17 protein-coding genes and 1 tRNA gene are annotated in these 19,697 nt (G+C 31.4%); 11 read left to right on the top strand and 7 right to left on the bottom strand.

Features of this window, described 5'->3' with window-relative positions; translation table 11 throughout:
* Positions 1–11 precede the first annotated feature (11 nt).
* Positions 12–1,496, top strand: coding sequence for a RagB/SusD family nutrient uptake outer membrane protein (locus FP421_RS01615; RefSeq protein WP_159946950.1), 1,485 nt, complete (start codon positions 12–14; stop codon positions 1,494–1,496).
* Between the two features lie 101 nt (positions 1,497–1,597).
* On the opposite strand, the gene pyrF is transcribed toward FP421_RS01615, so the two are convergent.
* Positions 1,598–2,407: an orotidine-5'-phosphate decarboxylase gene (gene pyrF / locus FP421_RS01620; RefSeq protein ID WP_159946952.1), complete on the bottom strand. Its 810-nt coding sequence runs from the start codon at positions 2,405–2,407 to the stop codon at positions 1,598–1,600.
* A 90-nt stretch (positions 2,408–2,497) separates the two neighbouring features.
* On the opposite strand from pyrF, the gene FP421_RS01625 reads away from it, so the two are divergent.
* The 6 genes from FP421_RS01625 (at position 2,498) to FP421_RS01650 (ending at position 5,637) form a co-directional block, all read left to right on the top strand.
* On the top strand, positions 2,498–2,995 hold the full coding sequence (locus FP421_RS01625; RefSeq protein ID WP_159946954.1) for a TlpA family protein disulfide reductase: 498 nt from the start codon (positions 2,498–2,500) through the stop codon (positions 2,993–2,995).
* A 114-nt stretch (positions 2,996–3,109) separates the two neighbouring features.
* Positions 3,110–3,868 (top strand): triose-phosphate isomerase, encoded by a 759-nt coding sequence (tpiA, locus tag FP421_RS01630; protein WP_159946956.1) that lies wholly within the window; start codon positions 3,110–3,112, stop codon positions 3,866–3,868.
* A gap of 75 nt (positions 3,869–3,943) precedes the next feature.
* Positions 3,944–4,780, top strand: a complete 837-nt coding sequence (gene prmA / locus FP421_RS01635; protein ID WP_159946958.1) for a 50S ribosomal protein L11 methyltransferase — start codon at positions 3,944–3,946, stop codon at positions 4,778–4,780.
* Positions 4,781–4,803: 23 nt separating this feature from the next.
* On the top strand, positions 4,804–5,079 hold the full coding sequence (locus FP421_RS01640) for an ATP-dependent Clp protease adaptor ClpS (protein ID WP_159946960.1): 276 nt from the start codon (positions 4,804–4,806) through the stop codon (positions 5,077–5,079).
* Between the two features lie 2 nt (positions 5,080–5,081).
* Complete coding sequence (locus tag FP421_RS01645; RefSeq protein ID WP_159946962.1) at positions 5,082–5,354, top strand: hypothetical protein; 273 nt, start codon at positions 5,082–5,084, stop codon at positions 5,352–5,354.
* 94 nt (positions 5,355–5,448) lie between these two features.
* On the top strand, positions 5,449–5,637 hold the full coding sequence (locus FP421_RS01650) for a PID-CTERM protein-sorting domain-containing protein (RefSeq protein ID WP_159946964.1): 189 nt from the start codon (positions 5,449–5,451) through the stop codon (positions 5,635–5,637).
* A 125-nt stretch (positions 5,638–5,762) separates the two neighbouring features.
* On the opposite strand, the gene FP421_RS01655 is transcribed toward FP421_RS01650, so the two are convergent.
* The 4 genes from FP421_RS01655 to FP421_RS01670 all read right to left on the bottom strand — a co-directional run bounded on the left by FP421_RS01655 (position 5,763) and on the right by FP421_RS01670 (position 7,709).
* Positions 5,763–5,836, bottom strand: a tRNA-Arg gene (locus FP421_RS01655).
* Positions 5,837–5,894: 58 nt separating this feature from the next.
* Complete coding sequence (locus FP421_RS01660) at positions 5,895–6,125, bottom strand: putative signal transducing protein (protein ID WP_159946966.1); 231 nt, start codon at positions 6,123–6,125, stop codon at positions 5,895–5,897.
* An 11-nt stretch (positions 6,126–6,136) separates the two neighbouring features.
* Positions 6,137–6,289: an SsrA-binding protein gene (locus FP421_RS01665; RefSeq protein WP_159946968.1), complete on the bottom strand. Its 153-nt coding sequence runs from the start codon at positions 6,287–6,289 to the stop codon at positions 6,137–6,139.
* Positions 6,290–6,371: 82 nt separating this feature from the next.
* Positions 6,372–7,709, bottom strand: a complete 1,338-nt coding sequence (locus tag FP421_RS01670; RefSeq protein ID WP_159946970.1) for an SPFH domain-containing protein — start codon at positions 7,707–7,709, stop codon at positions 6,372–6,374.
* 443 nt (positions 7,710–8,152) lie between these two features.
* Between FP421_RS01670 and FP421_RS01675 the strand changes: the two genes are divergently transcribed.
* Positions 8,153–9,085, top strand: a complete 933-nt coding sequence (locus FP421_RS01675; protein ID WP_159946972.1) for a calcium/sodium antiporter — start codon at positions 8,153–8,155, stop codon at positions 9,083–9,085.
* A gap of 74 nt (positions 9,086–9,159) precedes the next feature.
* Here FP421_RS01675 and FP421_RS01680 read toward each other — a convergent pair whose 3' ends face one another.
* Positions 9,160–10,173, bottom strand: coding sequence for a glutamine synthetase beta-grasp domain-containing protein (locus tag FP421_RS01680; protein WP_159946974.1), 1,014 nt, complete (start codon positions 10,171–10,173; stop codon positions 9,160–9,162).
* A gap of 168 nt (positions 10,174–10,341) precedes the next feature.
* Here FP421_RS01680 and FP421_RS01685 point away from each other — a divergent pair, with 168 nt between their 5' ends.
* The 3 genes from FP421_RS01685 to FP421_RS01695 all read left to right on the top strand — a co-directional run bounded on the left by FP421_RS01685 (position 10,342) and on the right by FP421_RS01695 (position 16,506).
* On the top strand, positions 10,342–12,525 hold the full coding sequence (locus tag FP421_RS01685) for a glutamine synthetase III family protein (RefSeq protein WP_159946976.1): 2,184 nt from the start codon (positions 10,342–10,344) through the stop codon (positions 12,523–12,525).
* A gap of 72 nt (positions 12,526–12,597) precedes the next feature.
* Positions 12,598–13,776, top strand: coding sequence for an AIR synthase related protein (locus FP421_RS01690; protein ID WP_159946978.1), 1,179 nt, complete (start codon positions 12,598–12,600; stop codon positions 13,774–13,776).
* Positions 13,777–13,959: 183 nt separating this feature from the next.
* A complete protein-coding gene (locus FP421_RS01695) occupies positions 13,960–16,506 on the top strand; it encodes an adenosylcobalamin-dependent ribonucleoside-diphosphate reductase (protein ID WP_159946980.1) in 2,547 nt (848 codons plus the stop codon).
* Between the two features lie 111 nt (positions 16,507–16,617).
* Here the strand turns inward: FP421_RS01695 and FP421_RS01700 are convergent, their stop codons facing one another.
* Complete coding sequence (locus tag FP421_RS01700) at positions 16,618–19,362, bottom strand: S9 family peptidase (RefSeq protein WP_159946982.1); 2,745 nt, start codon at positions 19,360–19,362, stop codon at positions 16,618–16,620.
* Positions 19,363–19,697 lie beyond the last annotated feature (335 nt).

Below are 19,697 nucleotides of genomic sequence, written 5' to 3' on the forward strand. Positions count from 1 at the left end.
ATAAAATAATTATGAAACAAATAAAATTATTAAACATACAGATAGACAAATATTTTGTCTTGCTCATCATGACAGCACTTTTCTTTTCTTGTGCTGATTTCGATAGAGACTTTGAAAATGAAAGATACTTAACGGTATCTCATGCTGAGGCAAATGCTAATGCTGGTGGAACTGTAGGTCTTCAGGCCTTAGATGGAGCTATTTTATCTTACTTCAGAGATGGAGAAGGTAGTACCGATGAATTTGGATTAAAGGCATTAGATATCGGAATGGATTTAAGAGGAAACGATATGGACATGAGTAGAAATACTTGGTTCGGAGCCTATAATAATTATGATAATATTATTCTAACGTCTAATGACAATGATTTTATCTGGGAATTCTTTTATAAAGTTATCAATAACGCTAACGGTATTATCAATACAATACCAGATACTGCACCTCAAGAGGTATTAAATTTTAAGTTTAAATCATACACTTATAGAGCAATAGCTTATTTTTATTTGATAAGAATTTACCAACACACAAAAGCAGACGACGCAACTAAGGCTATACCTATAGATTTAGGAGATTTTTCTGGAGCAAATAGAGCTACTGTAGGAGAAGTTAAAAAATTGATTCTTGATGATTTAACAGCAGCTTACAATGGGTTACAGTCATACAGTAGACCTTCTAAACAAGAAGTAGATGCAAATGTGGTAGCTGCTTATTTAGCTAGATACCATTTAACTTACGAAAACTGGTCTGAAGCTGAAAAATATGCTGATATAGCAATGAAAGTTGGTAGCATAAGTAGTGATGTTAATCATGGATTTGATGAACTTTCGTTATCTGAAGTAATTTGGGGATCTGAAGTAACAGCTGCTACTTCTGAAGTTTATGCTTCTTTCTTTTCTCATATGAGTCAAATTAATGATGGATACAGTGGATGGAACCATTTTAAAACAGTAAATTCTAATTTATTCGATTTTATACCTGCTACAGATACTAGACGCTCATGGTTTGCAGATCAAGATTATGGTCCATGGACAGTATTTTTCCCTGGTACTTGGGGGCATTATAATAACACTCCAAAATATACAAGTCTTAAATTTATAGCTCATCCTGGTCCAGGTGTATTTATTGGAGATTATATATACCTTAGAAATACTGAGTTTTATTTAACTAAAGCAGAAGCATTAGCAAGACAAGGAAAAAACAGTGATGCACAACAAGTTTTATTTGATTTAAATTCAATGAGAGATCCTAGTTATACGAAATCAACTAATACAGGACAGGCTTTAATTGATGAGATTTTAATGTATCGTAGAGTTGAGTTATGGGGAGATGGAGTAGCATCTTTTGATATGGCTAGACTTGGAAAAGGACTTAACAGAAAAGATGGTAGAACAAATCCAGTAATGCCAGGAGCAGACTTAGTTATTCCTGCAATGGATGATAAAATGATTTATCAAATTCCATTAAGAGAGATTGATGCTGCAGGTCCAGATTTTTAGACATTACTTTTATGTAATTTATAATAAAATAAAAACCAGAGAAGAAATTCTCTGGTTTTTTTATATTTTGACAAGATATTTTAAAGTATAATAAAAATATTTTACAATAAATTAGCCATTTCTTTCTGCAAATCCTCAGCTTTTAAAGCAGCATTCGCTGCAAAATCTTTATCATTTGAAGCATAAATAATTCCTCTAGAAGAATTTATCAATAAACCAATAGTTGAAGTTAAGCCATATTTACAAACATCTTGTAAATTGCCTCCTTGAGCTCCAACTCCAGGAACTAACAAAAAAGAATCTGGAATTATTTTTCTAATTTCAGCAAAATATTCAGCTTTAGTAGCACCCACAACATACATCAAGTTTTCAGAATTTTTCCAGTCTTTTGAAGTTTCTAACACCTGTTTATACAATTCTTGATTGTCTACTTTTTTTGTTTGAAAGTCAAAAGCCCCTTCATTAGATGTCAGTGCTAACATAATAGTATGTTTATTTTCAAATGCCAAAAAAGGTTCAATAGAATCTTTTCCCATATATGGAGCTACAGTAACAGAATCAAAAGCTAAATCTTCAAAAAAAGCTTTAGCGTACATCGTTGAAGTGTTCCCTATATCACCACGTTTTGCATCTGCAATGGTGAAAATTTCAGGATAATTGGTATTTAAATAATGAATGGTTTTCTCTAAAGATTTCCATCCTTTTAAACCATAAGCTTCATAAAAAGCAGTATTTGGTTTGTAGGCAACACATAAATGATGAGTTGCATCTATAATGGCTTTGTTGAATTCAAAAATTGGATCATCTTCTTGTAAAAGATGCGATGGAATTTTCTTTAAATCCACATCTAAACCAATACATAAAAAAGATTTTTTCTTTCGAATTTGAGTAATAAGTTCTTGTGTTGTCATCTATTTTATAAAAGTTATGCAAAAGTAGGTATTTTTGTAACAAATTGTAAGTAATAAACTTTCAATAAGACAAAAATGAAAAATCAATTTATGATAAAAAAAATAGCATTTCTATTATTCTTAGTTTTTATGAGTTGTAATATTGAAGAACCTACCCAATTTTCTGAACAAGCTTTAAATGATAAAGTTTATGATGTAGTTAATAAAGAATTCTCTTTTAAGCAGGTTTTAAATCAACATAAAGGAAAAAAAATACTGATTGATGTTTGGGCTTCATGGTGTAGAGATTGTATTGTAGGTATGCCTAAAGTAAAAGAGTTGCAAAAAGAATTCCCAGATGTAGTATATTTATTTTTGTCTGTAGATACAAAACAAGGTTCTTGGAAAAGAGGAATTCAGCGTTACAATATTCAAGGAGAACATTACAATTTACCTAAAGGAATGAAAAATGGAGTACTAGTCGATTTTTTAAATGTAAGGTGGATTCCTAGATATGTTGTTGTTGATGAATATGGAAAAATCTCATTGTTTAAAGCAACAGATGCATCAGATAAAAGTGTTTTAAATGCACTTCAAAAATCAATATAAAACGTTTTAGTAAGTATTTGTTTTTCTTGCTGATTTTTGATTTTCCATTTCTTAAATTTACAAGGTTAAATTAAATAAAAAATCAACCTAGAAATTAGGTGTAAAAATAGAATTATGAGAACAAAGATAGTTGCAGGAAACTGGAAGATGAATAATGATAAGCAAGCAAGCAAGCAGTTAATTAAAGATTTAAAAAAAGCAATTAAAAATGAAACTTTAGAGAATACTAGAGTAATTGTTGCACCAACTTTTGTAAATCTTTCTTCATCAGTAAAAGCGGCAAAAGATTCTAAAGTAGAAGTAGTTGCACAAAACATGCATCAAGCAAAAAATGGTGCTTACACAGGTGAAATTTCTGCTGACATGTTAAAAGCAATCGATATTAAAACTGTTATTTTAGGGCACTCAGAAAGAAGAACTTATTTTAATGAAACTGATGAAACTTTAGCAGAAAAAGTTGATGCAATCATCGCAAATAAATTAGAAACAATCTTCTGTTTTGGAGAATTGTTAGAAGATAGAAAATCAGACAATCACTTTGCAGTTGTAGAAAGTCAATTATCAAACGCATTATTTCATTTAGAAGCAGATGCATGGAACAGTATTATTTTAGCTTACGAACCAGTTTGGGCTATTGGTACAGGAGAAACTGCAAGTGCAGAACAAGCACAAGAAATGCATGCTTTTATTAGAAGTATTATCGAGAAAAAATACAACAAAGAAGTTGCAGACAGTGTGTCTATTTTATATGGTGGAAGTGTAAAACCAGCAAATGCAGAAGAAATTTTTTCTAAACCAGATGTAGATGGTGGTTTAATTGGTGGAGCAGCTTTAAATGTAGACGATTTTACAGGAATTATAAAAGCTATTTAAGGATAGACTTACAAATATTTACAATAAATTTGCATCAAGATTATATAATCTTGATGCTTTTTTTATTGATAAACTATGGATAATATTTATATAGAATACAATTTTACAATTAGCCCTAAAGAACCAGCAACTGAAATTTTAATTGCAGAATTAGGAAATATTGGTTTTGAAAGTTTTGTGGAAACAGAAGATGGAGTTACAGCTTATATCCAGAAAGAAGATTGGAGTAAAACACTTTTAGATGATGTTTTTGTATTAAATTCTGATGAATTTTCGATAGATTACAATCAAAATGAAGTAGCACAAACTAATTGGAATGCAGAATGGGAAAAGAACTTCTCTCCAATTCAAGTTGATGATTTAGTGAGTATTCGTGCACCATTTCATGATAATCCAAATTTAAAATATGATATCGTAATTGAGCCCAAAATGAGTTTTGGGACAGGTCATCACGAAACAACTCATATGATGGTTCAGCATTTATTGCAGCTAGATTTAGCGGATAAAAAAGTGTTAGATATGGGGTGCGGAACAGGAATCTTAGCCATTTTTGCTGAGATGAAAGGCGCAAAACCAACAGACGCTATAGATATAGATAATTGGTGTTATGAAAACTCACTAGAAAACGTTCAAAGAAATAACTGTCAACATATTTCTGTATTTGAAGGAGATTCTTCTTTGTTAACTGATAAAAAATATGATGTTATTATTGCAAACATCAATAGAAATATTTTGTTGATGGATATGAAAATCTATGCCAATTGCTTAAATGCAAAAGGAGTTTTGTTGTTGAGTGGTTTTTATCAAGAAGATATTCCTATTATTGATGCTGAAGTTTCTAAATACAACTTAACGCTAGAAAACCATATTGAGCATAACAATTGGGTAGCGTTAAAATATAATAAAGAATAAAAAATATTCATTATTTTTGCAACATGAGTACAAAAGAAAAAATTCAAGAAGAAATAGATGTTTTAGAGCAAGAAGTGCATCAACATGAAATTGTATTGCATAATGATGAAGTAAACACTTTTGATTTTGTTATTGAATCTTTAATTAATGTTTGTGATCATACTTTAGAACAAGCAGAGCAATGCACTATTTTAGTACATTATAAAGGAAAATGTACCGTAAAATCTGGAGAATATAAAGATTTAGAACCTAGGTGTTCTAAATTGCTACAATTGGGTTTGTCAGCTGAATTGGTGTAAGAATGGAAAACGTTTTAAAGTATTACGAGTTTTCCGATTTTTTTACAGACAAATCTCAAACTTTTTCTGGAAATGAAATCTCATTTTCAGAATTAAATGACACTCATTTTTTAATTTTCGAACGTATAAAAACTACCCACAATTTGTATGTTTCTAAATATAAAAACAAAAAAGAAATTGGAGTAAAACCTCCAGAGATGCTGGAGTTATTAGTCGAAAACTATGATAAGAGTATTCCTGAACATCGACTAATGATCAAACAATATCTACACTAAACTACCATTCATCGAAATCTTTCCGAAAAACCATTCTTTTTAATGTTCTTTGTAATGACTTTAAGAGTTTTATAGTCATAATAATAGAGAAGAGGTGTTTAAAAGAATTTTTTTAATTGGAATTTTACTGCTGCTACCTTTAATGGGATATGCACAAGTTGTTCCGCCACCTGCACCACCGCCACCGCCACCAGGTTTGCCAATTGACGGAGTTGTACAAATGTTATTTCTAGTTGGTATAGTTTATGGTTCAAAGAAGATTATAAGAGATAGTAGTAGTTAGTTTTTATACTAAGTTTGGTTAGACAAAAAGGCCTAGAATTTTTTTCTAGGTCTTTTTTACTTTCTTAAAGTAAACTTGATGTAATAAAAAACTCATCTTTTTTTAAAGATGAGTTTTGTTTTTTGTGACCATGCTAGGATTCAAACCTAGAACCTCTTGAGCCGTAATCAAGTGCGCTATTCAGTTGCGCCACATGGCCATTAAGCGGGTGCAAATATAATAGCATTTTTTTGAATTCAAAAGGCTATTCTAGTTTTTTATGAATTTATTTCCTTTCTGTAGTCGTCAGTAATTGCTTTTGCTTTTTCTTGATCATCAGCTAGTACATGTAATTCTACAGAATTCATTTGCTCGCCAAAACCAGCTAATCTTGCAGATTCAAAGTTGTCTTTAATAATGTAGTGAATGCCATTGTCATCTAATAGATTTTGTAAACCTTTAACGATGATTGAAGATCCCGAAAATATTTTAATATGTTCTGTTGCCATAATTTTTTGTTTTAATCTAATGAATTTAAAGTTACATAAGCTCTCCAACCAATTATAGCTAATTGAGTTTTTGAAGCTTTAGAAATATCCAATCCTTTTTTTGTGAAGGAAGGTAAAATCAGTCTGTTAAATTTTGCAAGTATTTTAAAAACTTGTTTTTTCATTTGTTGTTATAAATTAACAATCAAATTTACAGAAAAATTAAACAACTCAATCTGTTTAAAGAAAGAGTTGTGTTAAGTCAACTTACTTCTTCTTTGACATCATTTTTTTGGCAAGGTCAGCTCCGATAAGAGAATTTAAAAGGTTATCACCACTACCATTTTTACTTCCTGTTATATAGGTAGATGGTAGTTTTAAATCTTTTATTTGTCCAGCTACTCCAACTGCAGTTTTGTATTCCCATTCAGCTCTTTCTTGAGGAGTTAAACCTGCACTAACTAATTTAGCGTTTTCATAATATTGAGCGTCAGCTGCAACTTTTTTACTTTTTGCCTTAAACTGTTCTACTTCATATTGCTTTTTCTCTTTAATTAAGTTAAAGCCTGCAACTTTAGCAGCAGTTTCAGCCTCGATAGTTTGTTGAATTTGAATTTTTTCTAATCGAGCTCTTTCTTTAGCTTTTTCAGATTCTCCTTTAGCAACTTCTTTTTTTGCTCTGTAGTATTCTCTTTCAGCTTGTTGTTTTTCTAATTGCGTTTGCGCAACTTCATTTTTCTGTAAATCTAATCTTTCATCAAAAGAAGATTCCCAATCAATACCGGTAACTTGAGCTTGGTAAATTTTTAGACCATATTGTTTTAGTGTATTCGAATTATCTCTTACAATATTACCATTGGTATCTCTTTTGATCCTAAACTTTTTCTGTTTGCTAGATTTTCCCACATTTATTTTTCTAACAGTTGTTGTATCTCCTAGAATTTCATTTGAATTTTCAGACTCATAATATTGTTCTACCTGATACATTCCATTCTCTAATTGATCTCTAAAGTATCTATCAAAATCTGACGCTTGTCCAGAGATATAATCTTGAGCATCCATAAGTTTACATGTATTCTTAATAGCTGAATCTATGTTAGGCATTACCCTACCAAAAATTAATTTAGCTTCACTTTTATTTCTGTCAGCCATATTTAAGAATACTGCTTCATCATTAATATTTACGCCAACAATTACAGAAGTACTTATCTCTGCCTTTATAGCATCACTAAATTCCCATTTTTGAGCTTTTCTGTTATATATTCCTTGGTTGTTTTGGGGTAATTCAGAGGTGTTATCTAAAATAATATCTTTAATAGAGGTTTCATAAGAAAGCGGAATAATTCTTCCCCACCACTTTAATTTAAGCCCTTGTGTTGTAGTCATTTTATCTCCACCAGATAAATATTGTACAGCATAGGCGGTTCCTGCATCCGCATAGAAAAACATACCGTTTAAAAAGGTTAGTAATATTCCTAATACAATGACCTTAATTCCTTTGTTAGTATTAATCCATGATAGTGAATCCTTAGACTTAAATATACTTTTTAAAATAATTGCAGTTATTCCTGCAACTATTAAGATAATTCCAATAGTTGTTAACATAGCGTTGGTTTTAATAGGTTTTTAAAATAAGATTTGAAAAATAATTTCAGAAAGTTTTTTAATTGAGTCAAGTAAGATAATAATCATAATAGTGTTTTTTTGAGTTAGTAATTTTAGTCAATTTCGAAATTGTTTTATCAATATATGATGATAGAAACCTTAGTGCCAAAAGTTTTAAATAGTATTTATTAAATTAATTTAGTATTTATAACTAAAAAATAGTATTTAATTATAATATGTAATTATATTTCCTTTCATTATGTTTTAAAATATAATATTTAAGTATTTAATAAGTATAATACTGTAATTAAATAATGGGTAAAAAAACTATTTTTTAAAAAAGTAAAGGAAAATAACTCTCTACTTTTGCTCTTTTTAGTCATTTGATTTTTTTCATCTCACCTAAAGTGATAAAAATGTATCTTCGTAGAAAATTAGAATTGATGAATTTTTTATTAATAATTGGTGGATTAGTGGTGTTGATTTTTAGTGGAAATTGGTTGTTAAAATCGGCAGTTGCATTGTCATTAAAATTAGATATTCCAAAAATTGTTATTGGAATGACTGTGGTTTCATTTGCAACTTCTGCACCAGAATTAATTGTTAGTATTAATGCAGCACTCAGTGGTTCTTCAGATTTAGCATTAGGTAATGTAATAGGTTCTAATATTGCAAACCTTGGTTTAGTTTTGGGGATTACGTTGTTATTCGGAACCATGCATGTCCAAAAAAGTTTTTATAAAACGGATTGGCCAGTAATGATGATTGCTTCTGGTTTGTTGTATTTTTTTTTAATCGGAGATAAGAAAATTGTACAATATGAAGGTATTATTCTGTTTTCACTTTTAGTATTCTTTTTGGTTTATTTGTTGCGTTTCCAAAAAACAGCAGTAATAGATGAATTACCTGAAGATGATGAACCTTTACCACTATATAAAATTGTATTGTTTTTTGTAATTGGAGGTGTTGGTTTATGGGGTGGTTCAGAGTTGTTAATTCAAGGGGCAACTTCTTTAGCTATAGAATTCAACGTAAGCGAGAGAATTATCGGTGTAACTATTGTTTCTATTGGAACAAGTATACCTGAGTTAGCAGCATCAATCATAGCAGTTTTAAAGAAAGAAAAAGCCATTTCTTTAGGGAATCTTATAGGTTCTAATGTCTTTAATATTTTAGCGGTTTTAGGAATTACATCTATGATAACTCCCGTAAAAGTTCAGGATGAAGGTTTGTTAACCAATGATATTTTCTGGATGCTAGCAATATCATTTGCAGTATTGCCCTTAGTTTTTATACCTAAAGGATACCGTTTAAATTGGAAAGATGGTATTATCTTGTTAGGAGCATACGTTACTTTTATTTATCTGACTATTTGATAACTGAGTTTTATGCATAAAAAAAACGCTAACAAATTAATGCTAGCGTTTTAGTATATAATAAACTTGTAAGATTATTTAATTGGCTTAACCGTTTTAATAATTCTTGCAGCAATTTTATATGGATCTCCATTAGAAGAAGGTCTTCTGTCTTCTAACCATCCTTTGTATCCTTTCTCTACAGCAATAATTGGAATACGAATAGATGCTCCTCTATCAGAAACTCCCCAAGAGAAATCGTCAATAGACGCAGTTTCATGTAAACCAGTTAAACGTTGATCGTTAAACTCACCGTAAACTTCAATATGCTCTTTAGTGTAAGGACGGAAAGCTTCACAGATCTCAGCGTATTTTTCTTTAGAACCACAAGTTCTTAAGATTGAGTTAGAGAAGTTAGCGTGCATACCAGAACCATTCCAATCTCCTTTAATTGGTTTTGGGTGATATTCTATATACCATCCATATTTTTCAGTTAATCTATCTAATAAGTAACGTGCAATCCAGATTTCGTCTCCAGCTTTTTTAGCTCCTTTAGCAAACAATTGGAATTCCCATTGACCTGAAGCAACCTCTTGATTAATTCCTTCAAAGTTTAAACCTGCATCAATACATAAATCAGCATGCTCTTCTACGAAATCTCTTCCAAAAGTGTTTTTTCCACCAACAGAACAGTAGTACATTCCTTGTGGACCTGGATAACCACCAACAGGGAAACCTAAAGGTAATTGAGTCTTAGAATCCATAATAAAATATTCTTGCTCAAAACCAAACCAGAAGTCATTATCATCATCTTCTATAGTAGCACGACCATTAGACTCGTGTGGTGTTCCATCAGCATTTAATACTTCAGTCATCACTAAATAACCATTTCTTCTAGCTGGATCTGGATATATTGCTACTGGCTTTAAAATACAGTCAGACGCCCCTCCTGAAGCTTGTTTTGTAGATGATCCATCGAAAGACCAATTTCCTAATTCTTCAATTGTTCCTTGAAAGTTTTCATGTTCTTCAACTTTGGTCTTACTTCTCATATTTTGAGTTGGAAAATATCCATCTAACCAAATGTATTCTAATTTAATTTTTGCCATAATAAGTATTTGTTTATGTGATGTTTCTGTTACAAAAATCAAATAATTTAGTAAGATATCAAAAAAAAGAGGGGTAAAATATTAAAAAGTATTAAAAAATAATTTTATCCCTAATTTTGAAAGGGTATATTTGTTTAAAATTAAAAATAAGTTAAATATTTTACCAATATGTCAAGAATTAGATTTAATGCTTTACAAGAAACTCTTAGAAGAGTGCCTGTAAAAGTGGTTCAAAACGAAAAAAGATCTACACTTTTTGGTCAAAACGTATTTAATAAATATGCTATGCAACAGTATCTTACACGTTCTGCTTATGAAAGTGTAATGAATGCCATTAATCATGGAACTAAAATTGATAGAAAAATTGCAGATCAAGTTGCAGTAAGCATGAAAGATTGGGCAATGTCTAAAGGAGCAACTCACTATACACATTGGTTTCAACCACTTACAGGAGCAACCGCAGAAAAACACGATGCTTTTTTTGAGTCTATAAACGGAGGTTTAGCAATGGAGAAGTTTGATGGAGAACAATTGGTACAACAAGAACCAGATGCATCAAGTTTTCCAAATGGAGGAATAAGAAACACTTTTGAAGCAAGAGGCTATACAGCTTGGGACCCTACTTCACCAGCCTTTATTTATGAGACAACTTTGTGTATTCCAACTATTTTTGTGGCATATACAGGTGAAGCTTTAGACAATAAAACACCATTGTTAAGAGCTTTACAAGCTATCGATACTCATGCAACTGCTGTTTGTAAATATTTTGATAAAAATGCGAGTAAAGTCAATGCAACCTTAGGTTGGGAACAAGAATATTTCTTAATTGATGATGCACTAGCACTCTCAAGACCAGACATTTCATTAACAGGAAGAACCTTAATAGGGCATACCCCAGCAAAAGGGCAACAATTGGATGACCATTATTTTGGAACCATACCAACAAGAGCAATGAGTTTTATGCAAGATTTAGAACAAGAGTGTATGTTGTTGGGTATTCCTGTAAAAACAAGACATAATGAAGTTGCTCCTAACCAGTTTGAAATAGCTCCAATTTTTGAAGAAGCCAATTTAGCAGTAGATCACAATTCTTTATTGATGGACGTGATGCAAAAAGTATCGCGTAGACATAAGTTTAAAGTACTTTTTCACGAAAAACCATTTACAGGAATCAATGGTTCTGGAAAACATAATAACTGGTCATTGACTTCAGATAAAGGAACAAACCTGTTAAGTCCAGGTAAAACACCAATGAAGAATTTACAATTCTTAACTTTTTTTATCAATACCATTAAGGCAGTTTATGAAAATGAAGAATTATTAAGAGCCTCAATTGCTTCTGCAACAAACGATCATCGTTTAGGGGCTAACGAAGCACCATCAGCAATTATATCTGTATTTATTGGAGGTCAGTTATCGGCAGTTCTAGATGAACTAGAAAATGTAACAAAAGGGAAACTATCACCTCAAGAAAAGACAGATTTAAAACTAAACATAATTGGTAAAATACCTGAAATATTATTGGATAATACTGATAGAAATAGAACTTCTGCTTTTGCATTTACAGGTAATAAATTTGAGTTTAGAGCGGTAGGTTCTTCCGCCAATTGTGCAATTCCGATGACGGTTTTAAACACTATTGTTGCCAAACAATTAAAAGAATTTAAGAAAGAAGTTGATGTACTAATTGATAAAAAAGGATTAAAAAAAGACGAAGCTGTTTTTAATATTTTAAGAGAATATATAAAAGCTTCAAAGCCTATTCGTTTTGAAGGTGATGGTTATGGTGAAGTTTGGGAAAAAGAAGCTAAAAAAAGAGGTTTAACTAATAATAAAACCACACCAGAAGCTTTAAAAGTTAAGGTTGCAGACAAAACAATTCAGTTGTTTGAAGAGATGGAGGTGATGAGTAAGGTTGAAGTTGAAGCACGTTATGAAATCGACTTAGAATCGTATGCTAAGAAAATTCAAATAGAGTCGCGTGTTTTAGGAGATATTTCTAGAAATCATGTTATTCCCACAGCAATTATTTATCAGAATACATTGTTAGAAAACACCAAAAATTTAAAAGAAATCTTTGGTAGTGACTATAAAAATATAGCCAAAGAACAGATTGAATTGATCATGACGATTTCTAATCACATTACTCAAATTAATGCTTTAGTTCTTGAAATGAACGAAGAAAAATTAAGAGCAAATAAAAATATTGGATTAAAATTGGCGGAACATTATTGTAATAAAGTAAAACCATTTTTTGATAAAATAAGATTTCATTGTGATCAATTAGAAACTATGGTTGACGACAATTTGTGGCCATTAACAAAATACAGAGAGCTATTGTTTACAAAGTAATTTAAAAACATCCTACTTTACGGTAGGATTTTTTACGTAAAAGACTAAATTTGCAACTCACAACACAATATCATGAGTCAAGAAGTTTCTAAAAGATACGCACAAAGAGGTGTTTCTGCATCAAAAGAAGATGTGCACAATGCAATTAAGAATATAGACAAGGGGTTGTTTCCAAAAGCGTTTTGTAAAATAGTACCAGATCATTTAACAAATGACGATGATTATTGCTTAATAATGCATGCAGATGGTGCAGGTACAAAATCTTCTTTGGCTTACATGTATTGGAAAGAAACTGGAGATATTTCTGTTTGGAAGGGCATAGCACAAGATGCGTTAATTATGAATATAGACGATTTATTATGTGTTGGCGCAACAGATAATATCATGTTATCCTCTACAATTGGTCGTAACAAAAGTAAAATTCCTGGCGAAGTTTTATCAGCAATTATTAACGGAACAGAAGAATTAATTGAAGACTTAAAAAAATTCGGAGTTACTATTCATTCTACTGGTGGAGAAACTGCAGATGTTGGAGATTTAGTAAGAACTATTATTGTAGACTCTACAGTTACTGCAAGAATGAAACGCTCTGATGTGATTGATAATGCCAACATAAAAGCTGGTGATGTTATTGTTGGTTTAGAATCTTTTGGGCAAGCAACTTATGAAACTGAATATAATGGAGGTATGGGTTCTAACGGATTAACTTCTGCAAGACACGATGTTTTTCATAACTATTTAGCAGAAAAATATCCAGAAAGTTTTGATGCTGCTGTTCCTGCTGATTTGGTATATTCTGGAAATACAAAATTGACTGATAAAGTAGAGAATTCTCCTATTGATGCTGGTAAATTAGTATTGTCACCTACAAGAACGTATGCTCCAATTATTAAAGAAATTTTATCAAAATTCGATTCAAAATCTGTCCACGGAATGATACATTGTTCTGGAGGTGCACAAACCAAAATCTTACATTTTGTAGATAACTTACATATTGTAAAAGACAACATGTTTCCAATTCCACCTTTATTTAAATTGATACAAGAGCAATCGAAAACAGATTGGAAAGAAATGTATCAAGTATTTAATTGTGGGCATAGAATGGAAGTTTATGTTTCACCAGAAATTGCTGAAGAGATTATTAGCATCTCAAAATCTTTTAATGTTGATGCTAAAATTGTGGGTAGAGTTGAGGCTTCTAAAAGCAAAAAACTTACGATTAAAAGTGAGTTTGGAACATTCGATTACTAACGATTTACAGATTGTAAAATCAAATTATTTGTTAACTTTTTATTGTTGATAAGTAATTAAATAATTGATTTATAGTATTTTAAATATTTTTATTGAAAATTTTATGATAATTATCATCTTTTAAGTTTTGCGATTTAGTGAACTTCACATCACTTTAAAATCAACTTAAACACTTCTTTTATCATGAATTCCAAAACCCTACTCACGCCTAAAAAAAAGGTGACTAGGGAAGAAGCTTTACAAGCTTCTCTCTCTTATTTTAACAATGACGAACTTGCTGCAACTGTTTGGATTAACAAATACGCTTTAAAAGATTCTGATGGGAACTTATACGAAAGTTCGCCAAATGATATGCATCATAGAATTGCCAAAGAAATTGCTCGAATTGAGCAGAAATATGATAATCCACTAACAGAAACAGAAATTTTTGAAGTCATTAAAAACTTTAAATACATAGTTCCTCAAGGAAGTCCAATGGCTGGAATAGGAAATCCGTTTCAAATAGCATCTCTTTCTAACTGTTTTGTAATTGGTAATGATGGAGATTCAGATTCTTATGGTGGCATTCTAAAAATAGATCAAGAACAAGTACAATTAATGAAACGTAGAGGTGGTGTTGGTCACGATTTATCACACATTCGTCCAAAAGGTTCTCCTGTTAAAAATTCCGCTTTAACATCAACAGGAATTGTTCCTTTTATGGAGCGTTATTCCAACTCTACAAGAGAAGTTGCTCAAGATGGTAGAAGAGGCGCTTTAATGTTATCGGTTTCTGTGAATCATCCAGATGCAGAAGATTTTATTGATGCCAAATTAGAACAAGGAAAAGTTACTGGAGCCAATGTTTCTGTAAGAATAGATGACGCTTTTATGAAAGCTGTAAAAGCGAATGAAAAGTACACGCAAAAATATCCAACATTTAGTAAAAATGCTTTGTATACAAAGGAGATAGAAGCTACTAAAATTTGGAAAAAAATAGTCCATAATGCATGGAAATCAGCAGAACCAGGAATCTTGTTTTGGGATACCATTATCAATGAATCTGTGCCTGATTGTTATGCAGATTTAGGCTACAAAACAGTATCTACAAATCCTTGTGGAGAAATTCCTTTATGTCCTTATGATTCTTGTCGTTTGTTGGCAATCAACTTATTTTCTTATGTAGAAGATCCGTTTACAGCACAAGCAAGTTTTAATTTTGATTTGTTTAAAAAACACATTGCCATAGCACAAAGAATGATGGATGATATCATCGATTTAGAACTAGAAAAAATTGATGGCATTTTAGCAAAGATTGATGCAGATCCAGAAGAGGATGACGTAAAAGCAACTGAGAAAAACTTATGGTTAAACATTAGACAAAAAGCTTATGAAGGCAGAAGAACTGGTATAGGAATTACTGCAGAAGGAGATATGTTGGCAGCGTTAAATATGAGATATGGAAGCGAAAAGGGAATCGATTTTTCAACCAAAGTTCATAAAACACTGGGTGTAGAAACCTATAGAGCATCCGTAAATTTAGCGAAAGAAAGAGGTGCTTTTTCAATTTTTGATGCAAAAAGAGAAAAAGAAAATCCGTTTATCTTACGATTAAAAGAAGCAGATAGCAAATTGTATTATGAAATGTTAGAGTATGGACGCAGAAATATCGCCTTATTAACAATTGCACCTACAGGAACTACAAGTTTAATGACGCAAACTTCTTCTGGTATTGAACCTGTGTTTTTACCTGTCTACAAACGTAGAAAAAAAGTGAATCCGAATGATAAAGATATCCGTGTAGATTTTGTAGATGAAGTTGGTGATTCTTGGGAAGAATATGTGGTTTTTCATCATCGATTTAAACAATGGATGCAAGTAAACGGAATAGATACCAGCAAGAATTATTCACAAGAAGAATTGAATAATTTGGTAAAAAAATCTCCTTATTACAAAGCAACCTCCAATGACATCGACTGGTTGAGCAAAGTAACCATGCAAGGAGCTATTCAAAAATGGGTAGATCATTCTATAAGTGTTACTGTAAATTTACCAAATACGGTATCAGAAGACTTGGTGGGAGAATTGTATGTAAAAGCGTGGGAAGTAGGCTGTAAAGGAGTTACTGTGTATAGAGATGGTTCACGTTCTGGAGTGTTAATTTCTACGGATGATAAAAAGGAAGAAAAAACAACAGATAACTTTCCTAAAAATAGACCTGAAACTTTAGAAGCAGATGTGGTTCGTTTTCAAAATCAGAAAGAGAAATGGATTGCTTTTGTAGGTCTAGTTGATGAGAAACCGTATGAAATTTTTACTGGTTTGGTTGATGATGAAGACGGAATTCTAATTCCAAGATGGGTAGAAAAAGGATTGATTATTAAAAGTAGAAATGAAGACGGAACATCGCGTTACGATTTTCAATATCAAAATAAAAGAGGATATAAAACAACTATTGAAGGGTTGTCGCACAAGTTCAATCCAGAATTCTGGAATTACGCAAAACTCATTTCAGGAACCTTACGTCATGGAATGCCAATTGATAAAGTAATTGATTTGATTCATAGTTTACAATTAGATAGTGCTTCTATAAATACTTGGAAAAACGGAGTGCAACGAGCTTTAAAACGTTATGTTGCAGACGGTACAAAAGCCAAAGGACAAACTTGTGACAATTGTAATTCTACAAAATTAATTTATCAAGAAGGTTGTTTAACTTGTAACGATTGCGGTTCTTCTAAATGTGGATAATCGTTTTCTAACACTAAAAACTTCCAAAACAATAATTTGTTTTGGAGGTTTTTTTATGTTTAAGCTTAGTTATTATTTAAGCATAAAATCTTAGATAGTTTTTAGTAAAAGCTATTTTGCTTTATCGTACAGTTTTTTTAAATGAGGTATGCCATCAGTCATCCATTTAGGAGCTTCTTTATCCATTAAGTAGTGGTCAAAATATTGTTTCATTCTTATCTGAAAATCTTTTTGATTGGCCTCTACTCTTAGATGATGTGGTTCTCCTGGATATGATAAGAAAATAACTTCTTTGCCTAACCTTCTTGCAGCGTTGTAAAATTCAAGACCTTGTGTCCAATCTACAGCACCATCAGCTGTTCCATGTAATATCATAAAAGGAACTTTAATCTTTTGCGCATGAAACATCGGGTTTTCTCGCTGATAAATTTCACGATGTGTCCATGGAGTAACACCTCTTCCCATTCTCACTTGTCCAATTTCCATAATACCAGCATGGTTGGTTCCTGTGTTTCCATAAATATTATTGTAAAAACTTTCTAGATCTGTAGGTGGTGCTCCTGTTACTACACAAGCAAACATGTCTGTTTGTGTGAGTATAAATGAAGATTGATAACCACCCCAACTATGTCCTTGTAACCCAATTTTTTTAGAATCTGCATAGCCTAAATCAATTACTTTTTGAGTTGCAGATGTGATACAGTCTAAAGAGCTTGTGCCTGGTTTTCCTACCTCGTAAACATTGTCTGGTTGAAAAAATAAATAACCATTACTAGCATAAGTAGAACCATGTGGACGGTCATCATAAGATGGCATATAGTAACGGTGATGTCTATTAGACATTTTCTCGTAGAAATATACAACCATAGGATATTTTTTACCCTTTTCATAATCTGGAGGAAGCGTAAGTGTACCTTGCAATTTATCTCCTTTACTATTGGTATAGTCTATCAATACTTTAGAACCCCATTTGTATTCTTTTTGCTGAGGATTGGCATCAGTTAATCTTTTTGGTTTTTTAAATGAAAGTTTACTGATATAGTAATCTGGGAATGCTACAAAAGATTCTTTTGTAAACACAATCTTACCCGTATTTTCTGCTTTCATAATTCTAGTAAAAGCATAGTCATCAAAAAGTAATGATTTTGGTTTTTTACCCACTTTTAATTCATAAAAACCAGCCTTTTTTGTCCATTCTCCATAGGCATTTAAAAGTAGTGGTTCTTTGGTGTCTATATATGGATCATTAGTATTTAGGTTTTGGTATCTAAATCTAATTTCTTCTCTGTCTCCCAAGCCTTGAGTTATATTTTTAGCAGCAGAACCATCTAATTTTAACGACCACAAATCATATTTATGATTTAAGATAATAGAAGTACCATCTTTTGTCCATCCTGCTAAACCGTAAGGTGGTTTTTCATGAGGATAAGGATGTTCTAAGTTCATAAAGTTTACATCAGCAGCTTTAGAAATATTGGTTAATCTATTGTTTGTTAAATCTATGACATGAATAGCTGTGTCTTTTTGTACTGCGTAGTAATTTCCGTCTGGAGAATAGCCTAAAGGTCTTTTGATTAACTTAACCATAAGGTCACGTTTTCCAGTTTTTAGATTAACACGATATAAATCTGCAGGAGATACTCCCCAATTAACATCATTAATGTAAGGTTTTGGGTTACTACCTAACCAATAGTCAGAGTTTCTTGAGAATAATAAATTACGCATACTATCGTCAGTAAGTCTGGTAAATACATTATTTTTAAATTGGTATGATGCCCAATAGGTAAAGTTTCTATTTCTATTTGCTCTTCTTTTTTGTACAGAATTAATAGTTTCATCATTCCAATGAAAAACATCAAGATTCGCAATGGTATCTTTAGACATCTTTATTTTTTTCTCTTGTTCTTTAATTCCAAACAAAACAAAACTACCATCGTTGCTAAATTGCAAGCGTCCTTTTTCACTAACTACAAAGTTTTTAGGGAAATTAGATGTTTTCTTAGTATTTAATGTCTTTTTGGTTGGAGTTTGATACACATTAGAGATTACTAAAAGCATATTGTCTCTCTGCTCTAAGGTATCTATTTTTTTGCCTTTTAATACTGCAATTTGAGTGCCTTTAGTTTCCCAATCTTTCTTGAGTACGTTTGCATCATCCCAAATAAGACTGCTGTACGTTTTTCTATCACTGTCTAAATTCTGTAGTTTGTTATTATTAAGGTCGTATACATACAAACCATTACCAACCATTTCAGCTGCATCTATAGTGTATGCAATATGTGTAGAGTTTTTGTTAAATGAAAATTCGTTAACATTACCAAAGTTTAAAGTTGCTAGGGTTGTTAAATCTACAACAACCAAGTCGAGTCCTTTGTGTTTAGATTTATCACTTTCTGGTTTCTCTAGAGATATGGCAAAGTAGTTCCCATCTTCAGAAAATGTCATCGATTTTGCTCTTTTAAAACGAATAGAATCACCTGTAATAAGATTTCTTAACTCAGCTGTTCTTAATGCTTTCTTCCTTGACTTTTTTAGCTTTTTAGCAGTTTTTTTTGATGGCGAAATAAGATAGGCTGCCCATTTGCTGTTGCTAGAAAATGATGGCGAGCTTGCATAAGGAATGCGATAGCTAAAATCTGAAGTTGCAGCGGTTGTTTTTTTTATAAATAAAGTGTCATCACCTCCATTTGGTCTAAGACCATAGGTAAACCACTCTCCATTCGAAGAAATTTTTGATGATACAATACGTTTCCATTTGCTGTAATCTTCTAGTTGAAGTACTTTGTCTTGAGCTGTACTTAAAGTGCTAAAGAAAAATGCGAATACAATGCTTATAAATAAGAAGTTTTGTCTCATGGTATTTTAAATATTGGTTAGTATAAATGCTACTTAATACTATATGTTATAATGTATTAATAGTTAAGTATTAAAACTAAGATAGTGTTTTTATGTTTAATATAACTTGTTGTTGTCAGTTGATAACTTTAGTATTATTTTTTTTAATTTTTTTTCAAGTTACTATTAGTGCAATATTTACTGCTTCTTTTTAAGACTGGACAAGGACCACTAATTTGCCACTAAAAAATTTCATGGTTAGTAGATGAAAAAGTTCTAACGAAGTTCCATTACCATTTCAAATGCATAATATCAAAAAAACAAAACAATGTATTTGAATACTATACTAAGAGGTA

It is taken from the genome of Polaribacter septentrionalilitoris, assembly GCF_009832745.1.
Taxonomy (GTDB): domain Bacteria; phylum Bacteroidota; class Bacteroidia; order Flavobacteriales; family Flavobacteriaceae; genus Polaribacter; species Polaribacter septentrionalilitoris.

What these genes read in the sequence shown, in the direction of transcription:
- FP421_RS01615 (WP_159946950.1), top strand. Translation starts at nt 12, where the DNA reads ATGAAACAAATAAAATTATTAAACATACAGATAGACAAATATTTTGTC.
- pyrF (WP_159946952.1), bottom strand. Translation starts at nt 2,407, where the DNA reads ATGACAACACAAGAACTTATTACTCAAATTCGAAAGAAAAAATCTTTT.
- FP421_RS01625 (WP_159946954.1), top strand. Translation starts at nt 2,498, where the DNA reads ATGATAAAAAAAATAGCATTTCTATTATTCTTAGTTTTTATGAGTTGT.
- tpiA (WP_159946956.1), top strand. Translation starts at nt 3,110, where the DNA reads ATGAGAACAAAGATAGTTGCAGGAAACTGGAAGATGAATAATGATAAG.
- prmA (WP_159946958.1), top strand. Translation starts at nt 3,944, where the DNA reads ATGGATAATATTTATATAGAATACAATTTTACAATTAGCCCTAAAGAA.
- FP421_RS01640 (WP_159946960.1), top strand. Translation starts at nt 4,804, where the DNA reads ATGAGTACAAAAGAAAAAATTCAAGAAGAAATAGATGTTTTAGAGCAA.
- FP421_RS01645 (WP_159946962.1), top strand. Translation starts at nt 5,082, where the DNA reads ATGGAAAACGTTTTAAAGTATTACGAGTTTTCCGATTTTTTTACAGAC.
- FP421_RS01660 (WP_159946966.1), bottom strand. Translation starts at nt 6,125, where the DNA reads ATGGCAACAGAACATATTAAAATATTTTCGGGATCTTCAATCATCGTT.
- FP421_RS01665 (WP_159946968.1), bottom strand. Translation starts at nt 6,289, where the DNA reads ATGAAAAAACAAGTTTTTAAAATACTTGCAAAATTTAACAGACTGATT.
- FP421_RS01670 (WP_159946970.1), bottom strand. Translation starts at nt 7,709, where the DNA reads ATGTTAACAACTATTGGAATTATCTTAATAGTTGCAGGAATAACTGCA.
- FP421_RS01675 (WP_159946972.1), top strand. Translation starts at nt 8,153, where the DNA reads ATGAATTTTTTATTAATAATTGGTGGATTAGTGGTGTTGATTTTTAGT.
- FP421_RS01680 (WP_159946974.1), bottom strand. Translation starts at nt 10,173, where the DNA reads ATGGCAAAAATTAAATTAGAATACATTTGGTTAGATGGATATTTTCCA.
- FP421_RS01685 (WP_159946976.1), top strand. Translation starts at nt 10,342, where the DNA reads ATGTCAAGAATTAGATTTAATGCTTTACAAGAAACTCTTAGAAGAGTG.
- FP421_RS01690 (WP_159946978.1), top strand. Translation starts at nt 12,598, where the DNA reads ATGAGTCAAGAAGTTTCTAAAAGATACGCACAAAGAGGTGTTTCTGCA.
- FP421_RS01695 (WP_159946980.1), top strand. Translation starts at nt 13,960, where the DNA reads ATGAATTCCAAAACCCTACTCACGCCTAAAAAAAAGGTGACTAGGGAA.
- FP421_RS01700 (WP_159946982.1), bottom strand. Translation starts at nt 19,362, where the DNA reads ATGAGACAAAACTTCTTATTTATAAGCATTGTATTCGCATTTTTCTTT.